This window comes from Salinibacterium sp. SWN1162, from assembly GCF_015864675.1.
GTDB lineage: Bacteria > Actinomycetota > Actinomycetes > Actinomycetales > Microbacteriaceae > Rhodoglobus.
Genome location: NZ_JADYWT010000002.1, coordinates 195,307 through 213,697, shown reverse-complemented (window position 1 = coordinate 213,697; position 18,391 = coordinate 195,307). Strand labels below are relative to the sequence as shown.

Sequence of the window (18,391 nt, the reverse complement as noted above, 5' to 3'; positions counted from 1 at the left end):
CGAGCGACGCGGTGGCAGCGGTTCAACGCGCTGCCACCGTTAGTCAGGCTCGGTGGCGACCGGCGGGGCGTCGAGAAATCAGGAGCAGCGCACCAGCGGCGATGAGCGCCAGTGCGAGCCAGGCACCGTGGATTCCAGATGATCCGGTGTAGGCGAGGCCGTCACCCGTATCCGGATCCGTATCGGCTAGCGCCAATGTGGTCGGCTCGAAGGTGAAGCCGGGCGTGGCCGCCATTACGGCGCCCGAGGACAGCACTGCGGGTACCCACATTGCTTCGTGCTCCGGCGTCATCACTGTTGCCATGGTGTCGCTCAGTACGGTGAAGTTGGTTCCCCACAGTGCACCGAATCGAGCGCCGTTGGCCCCCAGGAACCCGCTACCGCGAAGAGTCACTAGCGTGCCTCCCGTGTCCGGGCCTTGGAGCGGCGACATGGAATTGACGATCGGGATTCCTGAAGCGGCGTAGGTGAAGCCTCCTGCAACCGTGTCGGCGAGCGGATGCTGGATGACGATCTCGGCGATACCCGCATCGTGCGCGGGGCTCGTCACCGTGATCTCCGTGTCACTGACAACAGTGAACGATGTTCCGTCCTCTCCATCGAACGTGACTCCCGTTGCCCCGGTGAAACCGGTTCCTGTGATCGTGACTTCGGTGCCGCCTTCTAGCGGTCCCGCGTTGGGCGACACGAGGGTCACTGCGGGGGTCGCGAGGTAGGTGAACGGCTCGGGCGCTGAGTCCCCACCGGGGTGCGTGATGACCACGTTTACTGCCCCGGCATCGTGCTCCGGGCTGCTCACCGTAATTTCAGTGTCACTCACCAGATCGAACGATGTTCCGTCCTCTCCATCAAAGGTCACCCCCGTTGCTCCGGTGAAGCCGGTGCCCGTAATCGTCACGACTGTCCCTCCCGCGACCGGGCCAATGTCGGGAGTGAGCGAAGCGATCGCTGGTCCGTCGGTGTAGGTGAAGTCACCAGCAGCGGCGTCGACGATCGGATGCTCGACGACGACTGCCGCAGCGCCGGCGCCGTGCGCCGGGCTCGAGACGGTGATCTCGGTGTCGCTCACGACGGTGAACGACGTTCCAGCGTCTCCGTCGAACGTGACTCCCGTTGCCCCGGTAAAGCCGGTGCCCGTGATGGTGACTTCGGTGCCACCAGCCAGCGGTCCAGAGGTGGGAGCCAGATCAGTGACGCTCGGGTTGGCGAGGTAGGTGAAGTCTCCGGCAGCGGTGTCTCCGCCCACGTGCTCCACGACAACGGCCACAGCGCCCGCGGCGTGAGCCGGGCTGGAGACAGTAATCTCAGTGTCGCTGACGACAGTGAACGACGTTCCGTCATCCCCGTCGAAAGTCACACCGGTCGCGTCGGTAAAGCCGGTTCCCGTGATCGTGACCTCGGTGCCACCCGCAATCGGCCCCAGGTCAGGGTCCATCGCTGAGATGGTCGGTGCGGCTACGTAGGTGAAGTCACCGGCGCTGGCGTCACCAGCGGGGTGCTCGACCACCACGGCGGCTGCGCCTTCGACGCCCGCCGGAGTGGTAACGGTGATCTCGGTGTCGCTCACGACGGTGAACGAGGTTCCGTCCTCCCCATCGAAAGTGACGCCCGTGGCTCCGGTAAAGCCGGTGCCTGTGATCGTCACTTCGGTGCCACCAGCAAGCGGTCCCTCGTCAGGAGCGATCCCTGACACGGTAGGAGCCTCTTGGTAGCTGAATGCACCAGGGGTCGAATCGGCCGGAGTGTTGAGCACAACGACGTCGACTACGGCGACTTCATGCGCCGGGGTGGTGACGGTGATCTCGGTATCGCTCACGACCGTGAGCAACGTTCCGTCATCCCCATCAAAAGTGACGCCCGTTGACCCGGTGAAACCCGAGCCGGTAATTGTCACAGCAGTGCCGCCATCGACGGGGCCGATGTTCGGCGAGAGCGACGAGATGATGGGGGCAGCCGTGTAGGTGAATTCACCGGCGTCTGCATTCCCAATCGGATGCACCACGATTACGTCAATCGTTTCCGCAGCGTGAGCGGGGCTCGAGACGGTGATCTCGGTGTCGCTCACTACGGTGAACGATGTTCCGTCGGCGCCGTCGAAGGTGACTCCCGTGGAGCCGGTGAAGCCGGTTCCCGTGATCGTCACTTCAGTGCCGCCCGCAAGTGGTCCCTCGACCGGAGTCATGTCCGACACTGTCGGAGCTCCGCGATAGGTGAAGGTTTCGGGAGCTGAGTCTCCAGAGTCGCGCTCAATGATCAGGTCAACTGCACCCAGAGCGTGAGCCGGGCTTGTCACCGTGATCTGAGTGTCGCTGACGACGGCAAAGATTGTGCCCTCAGTTCCGTCGAACGTGACAGCCGTGGCATCCGTGAAGTCGGAGCCGGTGATCGTCACCACGGTGCCGCCTGCGATCGGGCCGAAGTCCGGGTCGAGTGACGAGATGACAGGTACCGGCGTGTAGGTAAATTCAGCATCATCTGAAGCGCCAGCCGGATGTTGAATAATGACCTCAACGCCGCCCGCTGCGTGCGCCGGGCTCGTGACGGTGATCTCTGTATCGCTGACAACGGTGAAGTCGGTGGCAGCGACGCCGTCAAAAGTGACGCCGGTCGAGCCACCAAAATCGGTTCCCGTGATCGTCACGGCTGTACCGCCGGTTGCCGGTCCACTCGCGGGCGAGATTTCGGAAATCGAGGGGCGAACGCCGGCGCTATTGGGGCCGACAGCCGAACGGGCAACATCCAATTCGACGAGGCCGGTGACTGGTCCCTGCTCTAGCAGGCCAATGCGAAGCGCCGTCTCCACGAACTCTTGGTTCGGGGCTACGCCGAGTAGTTGCTGGTTGTTGACCGTGAGCGCAAGGACCGTGTCGAGGACTTCGAGAACCGGATTGAGCGTCATCACCACAGGGGTGACAACACCGGTCTGAAGACCGTCAACGAAGACTGTGAGCGCGGTCGTATCGGGGTCAAGCAGGTCAGAGGCGATCGGAGCGATTGCAGCGCCGATGATCGCCGTCGTGAGCGCCGAGACATTAACGAGGCCGTAGAGTGCGGAAAGCTGGATCGTTGCTGCGGAAGTTGCGATTTCGCCAAGCGTGCCATCAACAGCAACTCTCACAACCGGCACGACACCGACAAAGGCAACGTTAAGACCAATCTCAACGGTGATACTCACTTCAGCCGCCGTCAGCGCAGCGGTGACCGCATCCTCGACGTTGTCAGCAAACTGACCGACAAGGATGGTGACCGATCCTGTTATCTCTGCGAGTTCGGCAGACGTCAGGACCGACGTATTGACCGGCAGCCCCGTCAGCGAACCGCCCTTTAGCTCGGCCAGGTCCACGATGACTTCACCAGTGCCGAAATCGATAGTGACGGCATCGGATGTCAGTGGCGCGTACACCGGCGAAAGGGCGGCGGGTAGATCGAGCGTCACACTGGCTGAGGTGTCTCCGACCGAGAGCACCCCCAAGCTGCTGAGAGTGCTCAGCGCAACACCGGACACACCACTCACGAGCGAACCGCTCGGCCCGGCAACGGCGTCAACCGCACCCGACAGCGTTCCCGCGAGTCCATCAACGGTTGCTGTTACTCCCGCGACAGTGTCGCTCGTGAGCCGCAATTCGGCTCCCACGATTTCGTAGCTGCCGGTGGCGGCAGCCGGTGCCACTTGGGCAGCGCGTGAACTGGCTGCGCCGATATCGAGCTGAAGCTGCGTGAGCTCCGAAGCCAAGCCGGCGCTCAACGCTTCGGCAAGATCAAGAGAGAGGGCAGAGGGCAGATCTGCCGGAGTGACTAGCGCTGCCCCGATATCGCCGGTAGCGGAGGCCAAACCTGTTGCGGCGATGGAACTGCCGTTATTCGCCGCCTGGGCAAAGGTGCCGAGCACCCCAGCATCCGCCAGCGCAAGGGGAACTCCGATGCCACCGGCGGTAGCCGTCACCGCGGCGAGTACACCCACCCCCGAGGTATCGGTCTGCAACGCCTGAGTGCCGTCATTGCTCGCATCGGACGCGCCGAGTAGAGCGATCTGCGCCGGGAGAAGCCCTGCGAGAAGGGTTCCTGACAAGAACGTGGCGTCCGCCGTGGAATCATCGCCCGCCGCGGCTTGCGCTGGAGCGCCGGCGGAAAAGACCGACAGCGTCACTAGCCCTGCTGCGGCGAACGTCGCGACGCCCGCGCGACGCGATCGCGATAGACCCCTCGTGTGCCCGCGCGTCCCGAAAATTGGTTCCCTGAAAACCACAGCTGCCCCCTGATCCGAGGCCTGCGCACTCTGCGCCCGCACTCAGCTCGAGTAGTGGTGAGCTACTCGCGGGGTGGTTGGCCCCACGCTGAGTCCGCCCGAATTCGGCCTCGCGTAAATAATAAAAGCTCAGAGTGGACCACTACAAGAGACCAAAACGGGGGACAAAGAGTGGTCTACCGGGTTACAGCCTCGACCGACTCCCGTGCTATCTGCAGTTCCTCGTTGGTCGGAATCACGAGAACCTTCACCGTCGAATCGGATGCCGACACGATTCGTTCGTCTCGGCGCGCTTCGGAGTTGGCTGCGACATCCATCACAATGCCGAACGACTCGAGCCCCTGAACGGTGGCCAAGCGGGTGTTCGCATTGTTTTCCCCCACCCCGGCAGTGAAGACAACCGCGTCCGCTCCGCCCAACGCCACGAGGTAAGCCCCCAGGTAGTGACGAAGGCGATGGTAGTAAACCGCGAGCGCCGCCTGGGCGCGCTCGTCGCCTGCATCCGCCTTGGATTGAACGTCACGCATGTCGCCAGTGCCCGTCATGCCCAGCAGACCACTCTCACGATTGAGCAAGTGGTCTAAACCGGGAAGGTCCATTCCGGAACGACCGAGGTGAAATAGCGCTCCGGGATCAATGTCGCCCGAGCGAGTTCCCATGACAAGGCCCTCCAGCGGCGTCATCCCCATCGACGTTTCTACGCTGCGACCGCCATCGATGGCGCAGGCCGAGGCGCCATTGCCGAGGTGGAAAACGATCAACTTGAGGTCAGCGAGCTCTGTGCCGAGCACGGCCGCGGTTCGTTCCGCAACGTAGCGATACGAGGTGCCATGAAAGCCGTAGCGACGGATGCCGTGCGTTCGCGCCAACTCAGTGTTGATCGCGTAGGTGTACGCCTCGGGTGGCAACGTTCCGTGAAAGGCGGTGTCGAAGATCGCCACGTGAGGCACCGTAGCGAAGGTGGCCCGGGCCGCTCGAATGCCTTTGAGGTTGGCCGGGTTATGCAGCGGCGCCAGAACTGAAATCTCTTCGAGACGATCCTCGACCTCATCGGTAATCACGGTCGCAGCGGTGAACTCCGCTCCCCCATGAACCACGCGGTGACCGACGATGGCCGGATGCTCGTCCCCCAGCTCCGCCAGAATCTGACGCATGCCGTCGTCGTGGTCCGCGGCGCCTCCGCCGGGTTCTCCGATGCGTTCCACGATGCCGCCGCTAAAGACGGAACCGGACTCGGCATCGAGCAGCTCCCATTTGATCGACGACGATCCCGAGTTCACCACGAAAACAGTTGTCATTATTACTCCTTGGCGGAGGCATCGGCGGCGATGCCCCGTAGAGCGGCGGCCTCAGCAGCCACCGATTGAGCCTGAATCGCGGTGATCGCGACCGTGTTCACAATGTCTTGCACGAGGGCACCGCGCGAGAGGTCATTGATCGGTTTGCGAAGACCCTGAAGCACAGGCCCGATCGCCACAGCGCCCGCGCTGCGCTGCACGGCCTTGTACGTGTTGTTTCCGGTGTTGAGGTCAGGGAACACAAACACTGTGGCCCGGCCAGCCACCTCGGAGTCGGGCATTTTGGACTTGCCGACAGCGGCATCCACTGCGGCGTCGTATTGGATGGGGCCGTCGACCGCGAGGTCGGGGCGACGTTCACTCACGAGAGCGGTTGCAGCGCGCACCTTGTCGACATCCGCTCCGCTGCCCGAGGTGCCGGTGGAGTACGAGAGCATCGCAATGCGCTGGTCGATTCCGAACTGGGCTGCGGTCGCGGCCGACGAGATCGCGATGTCAGCAAGCTGGGCAGCATCCGGATCAGGGTTCACGGCACAGTCGCCGTAGACCAGCACGCGGTCTTCGAGGCACATCAAAAACACGCTCGACACGATCGACACATCGGGCTTTGTCTTGATGATCTCAAAGCTGGGCCGGATCGTGTGCGCCGTAGTGTGCGCAGCACCCGAGACCATGCCGTCGGCAAGGCCCAAGTGCACCATCATCGTGCCAAAGTACGACACGTCGGTCACCGTGTCGCGGGCGACCTCCATCGTCATCCCCTTGTGGGCGCGCAGCTTCACGTACTCCGTCGCGAAACGATTGCGCAGCTCTTCATCAAAAGGACTCAGGATGCGCGCGCCCGAGATATCGAGACCGAGCTCAGCGGCACGTCCCCGCACTTCGCCCTCGTCGCCGAGAATCGTGAGCTGAGCAACGCCTCGGCGTAGCAGCGTGCTGGAGGCGCGAAGAATGCGGTCGTCGCTGCCCTCGGGCAGCACGATGTGCTGCGGGCGCTGGCGGGCGCGATCAAGAAGCCCGTATTCGAACATGAGTGGCGTGACGACCGTGGCCGGATGCAGATCGAGGCGGCGCATGAGCTCAGCGGCATCCACATGCTGTTCGAAGAGCGCGAGCGCAGTGTCGAACTTACGCGGAGACTCCGCAGCCAAACGACCGCGCGTCTTCGTGATCGTGCGCGCGGTGTCATAAGTACCAAACGATGTACGGATCACGGGCAACGCAACGTCGAGGCCCTCGATCAGCCGCTCTATTTGCGGCGAAAGATCGAAGCCACCGTTCAGGATGATGCCCGCCAGCGACGGGAACGTCTCTGATGCGTGCGCCATCAGTGTCGCCAGCAACACATCCGACCGGTCGCCGGCAACCACCACAACCGAACCCTCGATGAGACGCAGCAGCACGTTCTCCATCGTCATGCCGGCAACGACTACACCGAGCGCTTCGCGCTGCAGCAGATCGGGGTCACCGCGCAACAGCTCACCGTCAACAGCAGTGAGCAGGGACCCAAGGCTGGGGGCAATAAGGAACGGGTCTTCGGGAATAGCCCAGACGGGAGTATCGTCGCCGACCGCGGCGCTCACCCCGGCGATGATGTTGTCGAGGTGATCGGGGTCAGACCTATTGACGACAACGCCGACCAGTTGCGCATGCGCGGCATCCAGCTCTTGATGAGCGATGGAATAGACCTGAGCCATGTCGGCGGGGCTGCGGCTCTCGCCATCCTCAGACTGACCGCCCAACACCAGAAGCACCGGCGCACCGAGATTCGCCGCGACGCGAGCGTTATACGACAGCTCGGTGGGGCTGCCGACATCCGTGTAGTCCGAGCCGACGATAACAACGACATCGCACTGGGCTTCAACCGCTTTGAATCGCTCGATAATACGGCTGAGAGCGAGCTCGGGATCAGAGTGGACGTCGTCATACCCCACGCCAACCGCATCGTCATAGCTGAGGTTCACAGCCTCGTGGCCGAGCAACATCTCTAAGACGTAGTCGCGTTCGTCACTCGTGCGAGCAACGGGCCGAAACACCCCCAACCGTTTAGCTTCACGACTAAGCGTGTCAAGCAGACCGAGGGCGATCGTGGACTTGCCGGCGTGGCCCTCAATGGAAGTGATGTAAATGTTTCGCGTCACGGCTTCAGCCTACGCGCCGCACCTGCTGATCAGCACAAAAGAAAAGACCCCTCGCGCACCCGCCAGAGCCCGGTTACCCTTGCTACGTTTCCGTCCTGGGGGAGTTGGCCTGGATGGCGCCACGCGAGGAGCCGCCCTCAGTCTACCCAAATTTGAGACGTCGTTGCGCGCGCCCTCCGCTGCCGCATTCGACGTGTTTGCCGCGTCGATTACCGCTCGGCCCTCGACCCCGTTATGATCACATGAGGTTGTTTTCGCTTAGGCGTGTTCAACTTGCCAGGAGAATTCGCCTAGTGGCCTATGGCGCACGCTTGGAAAGCGTGTTGGGTGCAAGCCCTCGGGGGTTCGAATCCCCCATTCTCCGCTCTATAAGGCTGAAGTCGCGCGGCGCGAACTGACGAAAGGGATTGCCGTTGTCACGAAACAGCAATCCTTACGATTTATCTTCTCGCGATCCGCGCCAGCGAATCGTTCCTCCGCGCAGCCTCTATCACCGCGGGCTCATCGCCGGGCTGGCATTCTTGGGCCCGGTCTTCGGCGTGCTGTATATCATCGTGCTCCCCGACGGACCGTGGCTCGCGGTGGTGATCACCCAGGTCGTCGCAATTCTCGTCGCCGTCGTCGCGATAGTCGCGTACTTCCGGATCGGGATCTGGTTCTCCGCCGAGGCCCCCGTGGTGAGCGAACGCGGCTTCTTTGGCCGTACCGTACATTTCAACAAGGCGGATGCCGAACACATGCTTGTCGCCGAGGTCTACACGAGCGACGGATTAGAGTCGCGGCCGACGCTCGCTGTGATGGGGCCCAATAAGCGCCGCCTGCTGCGAATGCGTGGTCAGTACTGGGCTCCCGAACACTTCGATCTCGTCGCCGCAGCGTTCTCTGTTCCCACGACGCGCATTGCCGGCACCGTCTCGACAGGCGAAATTCGGGAAGATTACCCGGAGTCGTTGTACTTCTTTGAACGGCATCCGACGGCCTTTATCGCTGTCGCGATCGGCGCAACCGCCGCTACCGCCGCTATCCTCATGGCTGCGCTCGCGTACTTGCGCACGCTCAGCTCCTAGCTTTCAGCTCCCAGCTCGGATCCCAGCGCGTCCCGCCCAGCGCCCAGCGCGTGCCGCTCGCGTCCGCCGCCAGCGCCGGACCGCACGACAAAAGCCGCGCCATCCGCCCTGCCGAAGCGGAACAGGATGACGCGGCTCAGTGCCGTACGGAGTGCTTTAGCTCTTGACCGAGCCGCTCATCAGGCCTCCGATGAAGTACTTGCCGAGCACGATGTACACGACAAGGGTCGGCAGCGAGGCCAGCAACGCTCCGGCCATCGCTGCACCGTAGTTCGCCAGCTGGGCTCCCTGAGCGAGGTTGTTGAGCGCGAGCGACACCGGCCCCTCGTTCTGGTTCGACAAGAACAGCGCGAACAGGAAGTCGTTCCAGGCCGACGTGAACTGCCAGATGATCGTGACCACAAAGCCGGGAAGCGACAGCGGCAAGACGATGCTGCGGAAGGTGCGCAGCATCCCCGAACCATCCATACGGGCTGCTTCCATCAACTCGTGAGGGATGCCGGCGTAGTAGTTGCGGAAGATCAACGTACAGATCGGCAAACCGTAGATCACGTGCACAACCAACAGCGTGGAGACATCGCTCGGCAACCCGAGGCTTGTCTTCATCTGCACGAGCGGCGTCATGATCGCCTGGTACGGAATGAACATTCCGAACAGGATGAACGTGAAGACGACATCGGCGTACGGGAAGCGCCAGCGGGCGAGAACGAAACCGTTCATTGCTCCGAGGAACGACGCGATCAGTGCCGCGGGAATCGCCAGCAAGAACGTGCGACCGATGGATGCCGACAGCGCGTTCCACGCGAGCGCCCAGTTGTCGAAGCCGGTGGGTCCGCCCTCAAAGGCGGGCTCCCACGGCCAGCGAACCGGCAGCCCCCACGAGGTGGCGGGGTTGACGTCCTGCGGCGGCTTGAGGCTCGTGACGATAAGCACGTACACGGGCATCAGCACAATGACCAGGAAGAACACCAGCAGCACGTACTTCGCGGTGCGACTCAACCCAACGCGCGCACGGATCGCCGAACTCTGCGGCATGTGCGACTCGGTAGTGGGTTCGCTTGGCTTCTTGTCGAGTCCGGTTGCGACACTCATCCTTGCCTCTTCTCTGCGCGAGCGGTGTAGATCAGGTAGGGAACGATCACGACGGCAACGAAGAGCAACAGAATTGTCGCGATCGTGGCCGACTTGGCGTAGTCGTTCGAGGTCAAGGCGACCCACAGGTAGGTTGCGGGAACCTCGGTCTGGTAGATCGACTTGGTGATCGCCATGATGAGGTCGAAGACCTTGAGCGACATGTGGCCCACGATGATGAGAGCGGAGAGTGCGACGGGGCTGAGCTGGGGGAAGATCACGTAGCGGTAGAGCTTCCACTCGGTCGCACCATCCATGCGGGCTGCTTCACGCAGCTCTTCAGGGATGCCACGGAAGCCCGAAAGGAAGAGCGCCATGACGTAGCCGGCGAGCTGCCAGATAGCGGGCAATGCAATGGCCGCCATGCCCCAGGTCGGATCGTTCCACCACGAGTTCTGGAGAAAGTCGAGCCCGAGGTTCTCGAAGACCCGGTTGAGTCCAGATGCACGGTCGCCCTCAGCGCTGTTGAGCAACCAGCGCCAGACAACACCGGATGCCACGAACGAAATCGCCATGGGGAAGAGGAACACCGAGCGGAAAACGCCCTCTGCGGTGACGCCCTTGTCGAGCATCCACGCCCACAAGAATCCGAAGATCATGGTGCCACCGATAAAGAAGAGGGTAAAGATACCCAGGTTCTGAAGCGAGTGGATAAAGCGCTCTTCGCCAAACAGAGCGATGTAGTTATCAAGTCCAACGAACTCAGTAGCGGGAACAAGACTGTTCCGGTTGCTGAGCGACACCGAGATGTTGGCGCCGATCAAGCCATAAACAAATATCCCGAGAACGATAATCGTCGGAGATATTAAGAGGAGCGGTGGGCCCCAGTTTTTGTATCCTTTTTTCACGCGCGAGCTCCTCGGTTTGCACGGTAGTGGGTGGAGACGTCTCCGCCCCCACCCACTGTGTCTCGTAGTGCTAGTTAGCCCTGAGCCTTGTCAGCGGCAGCAACGAGGCCGGAGAGCAACGATGCTGCATCGCGGTCAGCGCCGAACTTACCGATAGCCGAGGAGATGTCTCCCGACCAGGCAATGCTGGCTGCTGCGCCGTGAGCGAGCGAGCTCACTACGGTGTCTTCACCGAAGGAGGTGATGGCGGTCTGCTGGTACGCGGGGTAGTCAGCGGCAACCGTGTCGGTGCGAGCCGGGATCGAACCCTTAGCGAGGTTGAATGCCTTCTGGCCTTCAGCCGAGCTGATGGTCGTCAGCCAGTCAATCGCAGCTGCTTCGTGAGGAGCGCCAACCGAGAGGGTGAACGAGTCAGCGAGGAAGTCGAAGACTCCGTCAGTGCCGGGCGTTGCCCAAGTGGTGTACTCGTTGTCGTAGGTCCAACCGGCCTGCTGGAATGCAGACTCAGCCCAGTCACCCATGACGTTGTAGGCAGCGTTGCCATCGAGAACGATCTGCGTCGCAGCATCCCAGTCGAGGCCAGCAAAGTCGCTGTTGGTGTATTCGAGCAGCTCGCCGTAGTGGCCGATGGCGGTTTCGACGCCAGCGTCATCCCACGCGGTGTCGCCGGTCCAGAGTCCCGAGTAGCCCTCAGCGCCAAGGTCAGCGATGAGAACGTTTTCGAAGAGCTGCATCTGAGTCCACTCGGTGCCGAGCGCGAGAGGAGTCTCGACTCCAGCGTCCTTGAGCTTCTTCAGGTCAACGAGCCAGGCGTCGATGTCCGCGGGAGCGGCCTTCGGGTCGATTCCGGCATCCTTGAGCACCTGAGTGTTGGCCCAGACGACGTTGGCACGGTGGATGTTGCTGGGTACCGAGTAGATGGCGCCATCAACAGTGATGCGCTCGATCAGGCTCTCGGGGAAGACGTCAGTCAGGCCGTTCTCTTGGTAGAACGAGCTGAGGTCTTGAAGCTGACCAGCGTTGATGTAGTCGGTGAGCTCGGCTCCGGCGTGAGCCTGGAACGTGTCCGGCGGGTCATTGGACTCGAGGCGAGACGCGAGTGCTGCCTTGGCGTTGGAGCCGGCGCCGCCAGCTACTGACGCGTTGATGAACTCAATGTCAGGGTTCTGCTCTTCGAATACTTTGACGAGAGCGTCGAGGCCGACCTTCTCGGAGCCGGATGCCCACCAGGTGAATACCTCAACCTGGTCAGCGTTCTCGGGGTCTGAGCTAGGGGTGCTCGAGCAGCCTGCCAGAACGAGGCCTAAGGCCACCGCCCCGGCAATAATGGAAAGTGGCTTACGCATTCTGTGTTCCTCCATTGGAAAGTGAGTGCTGTTCCGTTCAAGAAGTGAATCGGACGATCAACAGTAAAGCGCGTCACCGTTGGGTTTGACAAGTGAACGCAGCAGAATTCTTCAGAATTTGTTGGTCACGATTTGGCAACAGCGGCAATATAACGTGGCGCCCTCGGCCATTCCTCGCCCCTAGCGAGCACCATAAAACCCTATAGATACAGGGAAATGGTGGCGAAGAGCGCCGGCTTCAGCTCTTGACTCCGGCGCGCACGAGGATTGCTGGGCTACCGTCGTTTGAGCGTCGAAAAAATGCCGCGCAACACTTCTCTAACGACGGTTTGTCCAGTTCGTGAACCCAAGACGTCGCCCAGAACGTTCGTATCCTTGCGCGTTGAGGTGCGCGTAGTAGTGCGGCTCGAGCCCGACGATGTCGGCTTTTTGTTCATATCTTTAAGCGCGCGCTCGTACTCAGCCTGCACCTTCGCCTGCTCTTTTGCCTTCGCCTTCGCGAGCTTCTCAGCGTCTTTCGCCGCGTCTTCCGCAGCCTCTGCGGCCTCGGCAGCGGCATCCGCTTCTGCTGCCGCGTTCATCTTCACGGCGAGAATTTCTCTCGCCGATTCGCGATCGACAGCGGTACCGTAGGTCGCCATGAGCGGGGACGCTGCAACAGCCGCCTCCATTACCGCGGCATCCGTGGGAGACATCGAGCCTTGCGGCGCACGAAGTCGAGTCCAGGCCACCGGAGTCGGCGCCCCCTTCTCGTTCATCACTGTGATGATCGCTTCGCCGGTCGCGAGCGTCGTGAGCACTTCGCCCAGGTCGTATCCCGACGTGGGGTAGGTCGAGACCGTAGCCTTCAGCGCTTTTGCTGAATCGGGAGTGTGCGCCCGCAGCTGGTGCTGGAATCGTGAACCGATCTGCGCCAGAACGTCGCTCGGTACATCCTTGGGGGTCTGAGTCACAAAGACCACGCCGACGCCCTTCGACCGGATCAAGCGCACCGTCTGAGTGATGGAGGCGATGAAGTCTTTCGAGGCATCCTTGAACAGCAAATGCGCTTCATCAAAGAAGAACACCAGCTTGGGCTTATCGATGTCGCCCACCTCGGGCAAATCGTTGAAGAGGTCGGCCAAAAGCCACATAAGGAAGGTCGAGAACAAGGCGGGCTTGTCGCTGACACCCGGGATCTCGAGCAGGCTCACCATCCCCGTACCGTCGGCGTTGGTGCGCAGGAAGAGCGAAGTGTCAATCTCGGGCTCCCCGAAGAAGTCTTCAGCTCCCTCATTGGCAAAACTCACCAGCTCACGCAGGATGACGCCTGCGGTCGCTGAAGAGAGCCCACCCAGAGTCTTCAGTTCAACCTTGCCCTCGTCGCTCAAGAGCCACTGCACGACAGCGCGGAGGTCGCTCAAATCGACGAGAGGCAGCCCAGCTTTATCGGCGTAGTGGAAGATCAGCCCGAGGCTTGATTCTTGCGTATCGTTCAGCCCCAACACCTTCGACAGCAATAGCGGGCCGAAGCTCGACACGGTAGCGCGAATAGGTACGCCCGTGCCCATCCCGCCCAGAGTGAAGTACTCGGTCGGGGACGCCGCGGGCTTCCAGTCCTGACCGATCGAGTTGGTGCGTTCCAGCAGCTTTTCGCTCGACGTGCCTGCCGTCGCGATTCCCGACAGGTCGCCCTTGATATCGGCGGCGAAGACGGGAACTCCGGCGGCGGAGAGCTGCTCGGCGAGCACCTGCAAGGTTTTCGTTTTTCCGGTACCGGTAGCGCCAGCCACCAGACCGTGACGGTTGAGCATGGCTACCGGGATACGCACGGGCACGCCGGCGAGAGCATCGCCATTGACGAGCGCGCCCATCTCGAGCACCTCGCCCTCAAAAGCGTACCCATCTCGAATTGCGGCGACGTCCTCGGGCGACAGCGGGCCATCGCCAGTGTTGGTGTCGGTATCGGTATCGGTATCGGTATCGGTGGAGTCGGATGCCAGCACGGATTCGGCTGCCGCTGCCACTTTCAGCTGCGGCTCACTTGCCTCGATCTCCGCATCCCGCTCAGGCTCTGGGGCGGGTGTCTCCAGCGCTGTCGCAGCGGCGACTTGCTCGGCGGCAAGCGCGGCCTCCGCAGAAGCGAGTTCGGCGGCCGCGAGGGCGGCTTGAGCCTCGGCTAGGGCTTGCTTGGCTGCTTCTACTTGGGCTGCGGCATCCGTCATTGTTCTAGCCTACGGAGTGGCGGCAGTCACGACCATCGATTCGCTGAACTGCGCGCGAACTAGCGGCTTGTTTCTGCCGAGAGTTTGCGCGCGAGCGGAGCCCAGAGAATAACCGCAACGCCGATGCCCACGAGGGCCCCACCAACGGTGTCGCTGAGCCAGTGTGCGCCCAAGTAGGTGCGGCTGAGGATCATAAGGATCGTATAAATCACCCCGACAACGATGATCCACCGGCGTTGCAGCAGCAGGATGAGCACGACAGTGAGGGTGGCAGCGTTGGCTACATGCCCTGAGGGGAATGAACCAAAGTCGGCAGTGACGAGAATCTCTTCGGGACGCGCTCGGCTGAACAGCGTCTTGAGAAGTTGAACGACGCCAGCGCTCAGCGCAGAAGCCATCAAGAAGTACAGTGCGGCCCAGCGACGCTTGAGCAAAAAGAACGCGAGCGCACCGCCGAGCGGAACGAGGAAAACCCCAAACCAGCCGCCACCCAAGAAGTTCATCGCAAGCGCTGGCACCGTGAAAACGTCAGCGCGGATGCTGAGAAAATCGTCTAACAGGAGTTGGTCGACGCTAAAAGGGCCGCTCCGAATGCCGATAAGGAGCCCGAGGCTTACAGCCAGTACGACAGCTCCCAGACCGCTAATGAGTGGCCAACGACGGGAGATGCGGCGCGCATCGGACTGCGAGATCTCAGTTTTCACAAGCTTACGTTAGTCGTTCGACCTCAGCGATTGCCGAGAGCGTGTTGCCCATTCCTACCCTCTCGATGCCGCCGCGCTTTCGCTAGCGCGAGAGCGCCGGCACGGTGCGCGGGCGTACCACGGTCCACATGACGATGATCGAAATGATCGCCGTGCACCCCATCACGATGCCCATTGGGATGGCGTTAGTGATGCCGAACGCACCCACAATCGGTGATGTGAGGCCCGCGAGACCGAAGTTCACGGCGCCGAGAACCGAAGCCGCGGTCGCCGCCTCTCCCCCGTGGTTGGCGAGCGCGAGCACCTGAGTACAGGGGAACGAGAAACCACACGACATGACAAATACGAACAGCGGTATGAGCACGGTGATGAGGTCGCCATTAACGATGTCGAGGAAGACGATCGTGGACGCCGAAAGCAGCAGCATGACCCCCGAGCCCGCGAGGATCCACTGTGGCCCGATATAGCGCATGAGGAAAGCCGCTGTTTGCACGCCGATCACAACGCCGATTGAGTTGACCGCGAAGACGAGCCCGAAGGCCTGCGGGTCAAGCCCATAAACGTTCTGCAAGAGGAACGGGGATGACGCGAGGTAGGCAAAGAGGCCCGAGAAGGTCATGCCCGCTATCACCGCAGTGCCGACGAAAACCCGGTCGGTAAAGAGCGATTTGTACCGCTGGCGCGCGGTCGCGTGCCCAAGATCTCGGCGACGTGCGGGAGGCAAAGTCTCAACGATAAAGAACCACGCGGCAAGCAAAACCAGTGCGCCGTAAATAGCAAGGAACACGAACATTCCGCGCCACGGAGTGATGAGCAGCAGTTGCGAGCCGATGAGGGGAGCGAGGATCGGCGCGAGACCTTGCACGAGGGCGAGTCGAGAGAGCATCCGCACGAGGGGTAGCCCGCCGAACAGGTCTCGCACAACTGCCATCGCGACAACAGCACCGGCGGCGGCCCCCATACCCTGGATCAAACGAAAGACGAAAAGTAGCTCAATATTGGCAGCGAGGGCGACGCCGAGGCTTGCGACGAGGTGCACCGAGGTAGCGACGATGAGCGGCAGGCGACGGCCGAGACGGTCACTGAGCGGCCCTACGATGAGCTGCCCCAGAGCAAAACCGAGCGTTGTGGCAGTGAGGGTGAGTTGAACAATGGCGGCCGTCGTATCGAGATCGGCTTCGATCAACGGGAACGCCGGCAGGTAGAGATCAACGGTGAAAGGACCGAGCGCGGTCAGCGCTCCGAGTACGAGAACGTAGACGAGACGCTGGCGCGCAGAAAGAGAGTCACCCGGATGAACAACGGTAGTCAAGCGATTCCTAGCTGAAGAGAGGCCCAGTGCGGCCACGGTAAAGGTCAAGTGCCCGCAGCGCCGAGGACTCCCCCAGCCTAAGCCCCCGGGCGACCTGCGCCGCCCCGTCGGCCGCGACTGGTCTCGGCGCCTCGGCGGGCCGGTCGGACGGTTAACTATCCCAACGCCCGCTACTGCCGTTTTTAGTCTGTGCGGTTTTGCTCCGCGTACAGGCGCGAGTACGTTCCGCCGCTCGCGATGAGCTCACTATGGGTTCCCCGCTCAACTATGGCGCCGCCCTCAACTACGAAGATGACATCGGCCGAACGCACTGTGGAGAGCCGATGCGCCACTGCAATAGTGGTGCGCCCCCTCGATGCCGTGTCGAGCGCCCCCTGCACCGTGCGTTCCGAGATGGAATCCAACGCGCTCGTCGCTTCGTCGAGGATCAGCACGCTCGGGTCTTTGAGCAGCACACGAGCAATCGCGATTCGCTGCTTTTCGCCGCCGGAAAGTCGGTAGCCTCGCTCCCCCACGACGGTGCCATAGCCCGCCGGAAACGACATGATGGTGTCGTGGATGTTGGCGGCTCGAGCCGCAGCCTCCACTTGCTCGGTCGTGGCATCCGGGCGCGCATAAGAGAGGTTCTCAGCGATGGTGGCGTGAAAGAGGTAGGTCTCTTGGCTCACGATGCCGATATTGCGAATCAGCGAGTCTTGCGTGAGATCGCGAACGTCGTCGCCGGCGAACAACACTCGACCGCCGCTCGCTTCGTGCAACCGTGGGATCAGGTAGGAGACCGTAGTCTTTCCGGCACCGGAGGGACCCACGAATGCCGCGTACTGGCCAGGCTCAATCCTGAAGCTCACGGAGTCTAGCGTTGCCTTGGTGGATGCGTCGGCATCGGGATACCGGAACGTCACGTTGTCGAACTCAACTGCTCCCAGTGCCTCGTCCCGCACTGCGTGCGCATCCGGTTTATCGGTGATGGCGGGCGTGAGGTCGAGGTACTCGAAGATGCGCGCAAAGAGCGCGGACGAGGTTTGGAGGTCGAGAGCTACGCGCATCAGACCGAGAAGCGGGAACATGAGTCGCGCCTGAACAGTGGTGAATGCCACGATCGTTCCTGCGGTCACATCGACGCCCCCAGTAATAAGGTACGCAGCGACCATGTAGACAATCGCCGGAATGACCGAGAGGAAGATGTTGACCGTCGCAAAGAACCACTGGCCGCTCATCTGCTGACGAACCTGCAGATCGACCTGCAACTCGTTCTCGTCAGAGTAACGCTGGGTCTCAACCTCCTGCTGATTGAAACTCTTCGATAACAAGATGCCCGAGACGCTCAAGGATTCTTGAGTAATGGCGGTCATATTGCTCAGAGACTCTTGGGTCTTCGTCGCAATGCGTGCACGAACCTGGCCTACTCGGCGCTGGGCAATCACGATCCCCGGAAGCACGATGATGGCCACGATGGTGAGTTGCCAACTCAACACGAGCATGCTGATGAAAGCAGCGATGACGGTGACCGTGTTGCCAATAATGCTCGACACCGTGTTGTTGAGGACCCCTGCCACCCCACCGACGTCATTCTGCAGCCGAGACTGAATCACTCCCGTTTTGGTTCGAGTGAAGAAGGCAAGTTCCATGCGCTGCAATTGGTCGAAAAGCCGTACGCGGAGCGCACCCATCACTTTGTTGCCGACGGTCGCGGTGAGGAAGGTCTGCCACACACCTAAGGCCGCAGACGCGATCCACAGCCCCACCATTAAGCTCACGAGCTGAGTGAGTACCGGGATGTTGGGAGTTCCGGATGCCGGGAAAAGTCCTTCATCGAACGCCTGTTTGGTGAGCAGGGGCGGCAGCACACCGATCGCGGCACCGATGAGCACCAGAGTTATGGTGAGGATGAGTGTTGCGCGGTGCGGTTCAAACAGTGTCGCAATGCGACGGAGAAGATTGGGAATCTTAGGGGCTGCGGCGTTTTCTGCTTTCTGGGCAGAGTAATCGCCACCGCTCACTCGGCCTCCGCGTCGGGGGCCGCCAGCTGCTGAACTCATTCTTCGAGACTAGTTCGCTGAACTCTTGTTAACGGCCAATCGCACAGCGCCCGAG

At 61.7% G+C, this 18,391-nt stretch carries 11 protein-coding genes, 1 tRNA gene and 1 other RNA gene; 2 read left to right on the top strand and 11 right to left on the bottom strand.

Translation table 11 applies throughout. The features are described 5' to 3' along the window. Nucleotides 1–43 precede the first annotated feature (43 nt). The 4 genes from I6E58_RS10730 to ffs all read right to left on the bottom strand — a co-directional run bounded on the left by I6E58_RS10730 (nucleotide 44) and on the right by ffs (nucleotide 7,821). Nucleotides 44–4,147, bottom strand: a complete 4,104-nt coding sequence (locus I6E58_RS10730; protein WP_197133433.1) for an IPT/TIG domain-containing protein — start codon at nucleotides 4,145–4,147, stop codon at nucleotides 44–46. A 275-nt stretch (nucleotides 4,148–4,422) separates the two neighbouring features. After that, nucleotides 4,423–5,544, bottom strand: coding sequence for an acetate/propionate family kinase (locus I6E58_RS10725; RefSeq protein WP_197133431.1), 1,122 nt, complete (start codon nucleotides 5,542–5,544; stop codon nucleotides 4,423–4,425). A 2-nt stretch (nucleotides 5,545–5,546) separates the two neighbouring features. Then, nucleotides 5,547–7,685 (bottom strand): phosphate acetyltransferase, encoded by a 2,139-nt coding sequence (gene pta / locus I6E58_RS10720; protein WP_197133428.1) that lies wholly within the window; start codon nucleotides 7,683–7,685, stop codon nucleotides 5,547–5,549. A 39-nt stretch (nucleotides 7,686–7,724) separates the two neighbouring features. Beyond that, an RNA gene (gene ffs, locus I6E58_RS10715) (signal recognition particle sRNA small type) lies at nucleotides 7,725–7,821 on the bottom strand. 143 nt (nucleotides 7,822–7,964) lie between these two features. On the opposite strand from ffs, the gene I6E58_RS10710 reads away from it, so the two are divergent. Together I6E58_RS10710 and I6E58_RS10705 are read left to right on the top strand one after the other, a co-directional pair. Continuing rightward, nucleotides 7,965–8,049, top strand: a tRNA-Ser gene (locus tag I6E58_RS10710). A gap of 49 nt (nucleotides 8,050–8,098) precedes the next feature. Further along, complete coding sequence (locus I6E58_RS10705) at nucleotides 8,099–8,752, top strand: hypothetical protein (protein WP_197133425.1); 654 nt, start codon at nucleotides 8,099–8,101, stop codon at nucleotides 8,750–8,752. Between the two features lie 156 nt (nucleotides 8,753–8,908). Here the strand turns inward: I6E58_RS10705 and I6E58_RS10700 are convergent, their stop codons facing one another. From I6E58_RS10700 to I6E58_RS10670, 7 genes are all read right to left on the bottom strand, one after another. After that, a complete protein-coding gene (locus tag I6E58_RS10700; protein WP_197133422.1) occupies nucleotides 8,909–9,844 on the bottom strand; it encodes a carbohydrate ABC transporter permease in 936 nt (311 codons plus the stop codon). Continuing rightward, a complete protein-coding gene (locus tag I6E58_RS10695; protein ID WP_129073069.1) occupies nucleotides 9,841–10,731 on the bottom strand; it encodes a carbohydrate ABC transporter permease in 891 nt (296 codons plus the stop codon). The genes I6E58_RS10700 and I6E58_RS10695 overlap by 4 nt, the downstream gene beginning before the upstream one ends. Nucleotides 10,732–10,805: 74 nt before the next feature. Beyond that, nucleotides 10,806–12,077 (bottom strand): ABC transporter substrate-binding protein, encoded by a 1,272-nt coding sequence (locus I6E58_RS10690; RefSeq protein WP_197133419.1) that lies wholly within the window; start codon nucleotides 12,075–12,077, stop codon nucleotides 10,806–10,808. A gap of 275 nt (nucleotides 12,078–12,352) precedes the next feature. After that, nucleotides 12,353–14,281 (bottom strand): helicase HerA-like domain-containing protein, encoded by a 1,929-nt coding sequence (locus tag I6E58_RS10685; protein ID WP_197133416.1) that lies wholly within the window; start codon nucleotides 14,279–14,281, stop codon nucleotides 12,353–12,355. A gap of 59 nt (nucleotides 14,282–14,340) precedes the next feature. Next, nucleotides 14,341–14,985, bottom strand: a complete 645-nt coding sequence (locus I6E58_RS10680) for a phosphatase PAP2 family protein (protein ID WP_129073066.1) — start codon at nucleotides 14,983–14,985, stop codon at nucleotides 14,341–14,343. An 82-nt stretch (nucleotides 14,986–15,067) separates the two neighbouring features. Continuing rightward, nucleotides 15,068–16,297, bottom strand: a complete 1,230-nt coding sequence (locus I6E58_RS10675) for a multidrug effflux MFS transporter (protein WP_197133414.1) — start codon at nucleotides 16,295–16,297, stop codon at nucleotides 15,068–15,070. A 182-nt stretch (nucleotides 16,298–16,479) separates the two neighbouring features. Then, complete coding sequence (locus I6E58_RS10670) at nucleotides 16,480–18,336, bottom strand: ABC transporter ATP-binding protein (protein WP_197133411.1); 1,857 nt, start codon at nucleotides 18,334–18,336, stop codon at nucleotides 16,480–16,482. Nucleotides 18,337–18,391: the final 55 nt, after the last annotated feature.

Bases quoted from the DNA above. Each gene is read 5' to 3' on its own strand.
- I6E58_RS10725 (WP_197133431.1), bottom strand. From the start codon at position 5,544: ATGACAACTGTTTTCGTGGTGAACTCGGGATCGTCGTCGATCAAATGG.
- I6E58_RS10700 (WP_197133422.1), bottom strand. From the start codon at position 9,844: ATGAGTGTCGCAACCGGACTCGACAAGAAGCCAAGCGAACCCACTACC.
- I6E58_RS10690 (WP_197133419.1), bottom strand. From the start codon at position 12,077: ATGCGTAAGCCACTTTCCATTATTGCCGGGGCGGTGGCCTTAGGCCTC.
- I6E58_RS10685 (WP_197133416.1), bottom strand. From the start codon at position 14,281: ATGACGGATGCCGCAGCCCAAGTAGAAGCAGCCAAGCAAGCCCTAGCC.
- I6E58_RS10670 (WP_197133411.1), bottom strand. From the start codon at position 18,336: ATGAGTTCAGCAGCTGGCGGCCCCCGACGCGGAGGCCGAGTGAGCGGT.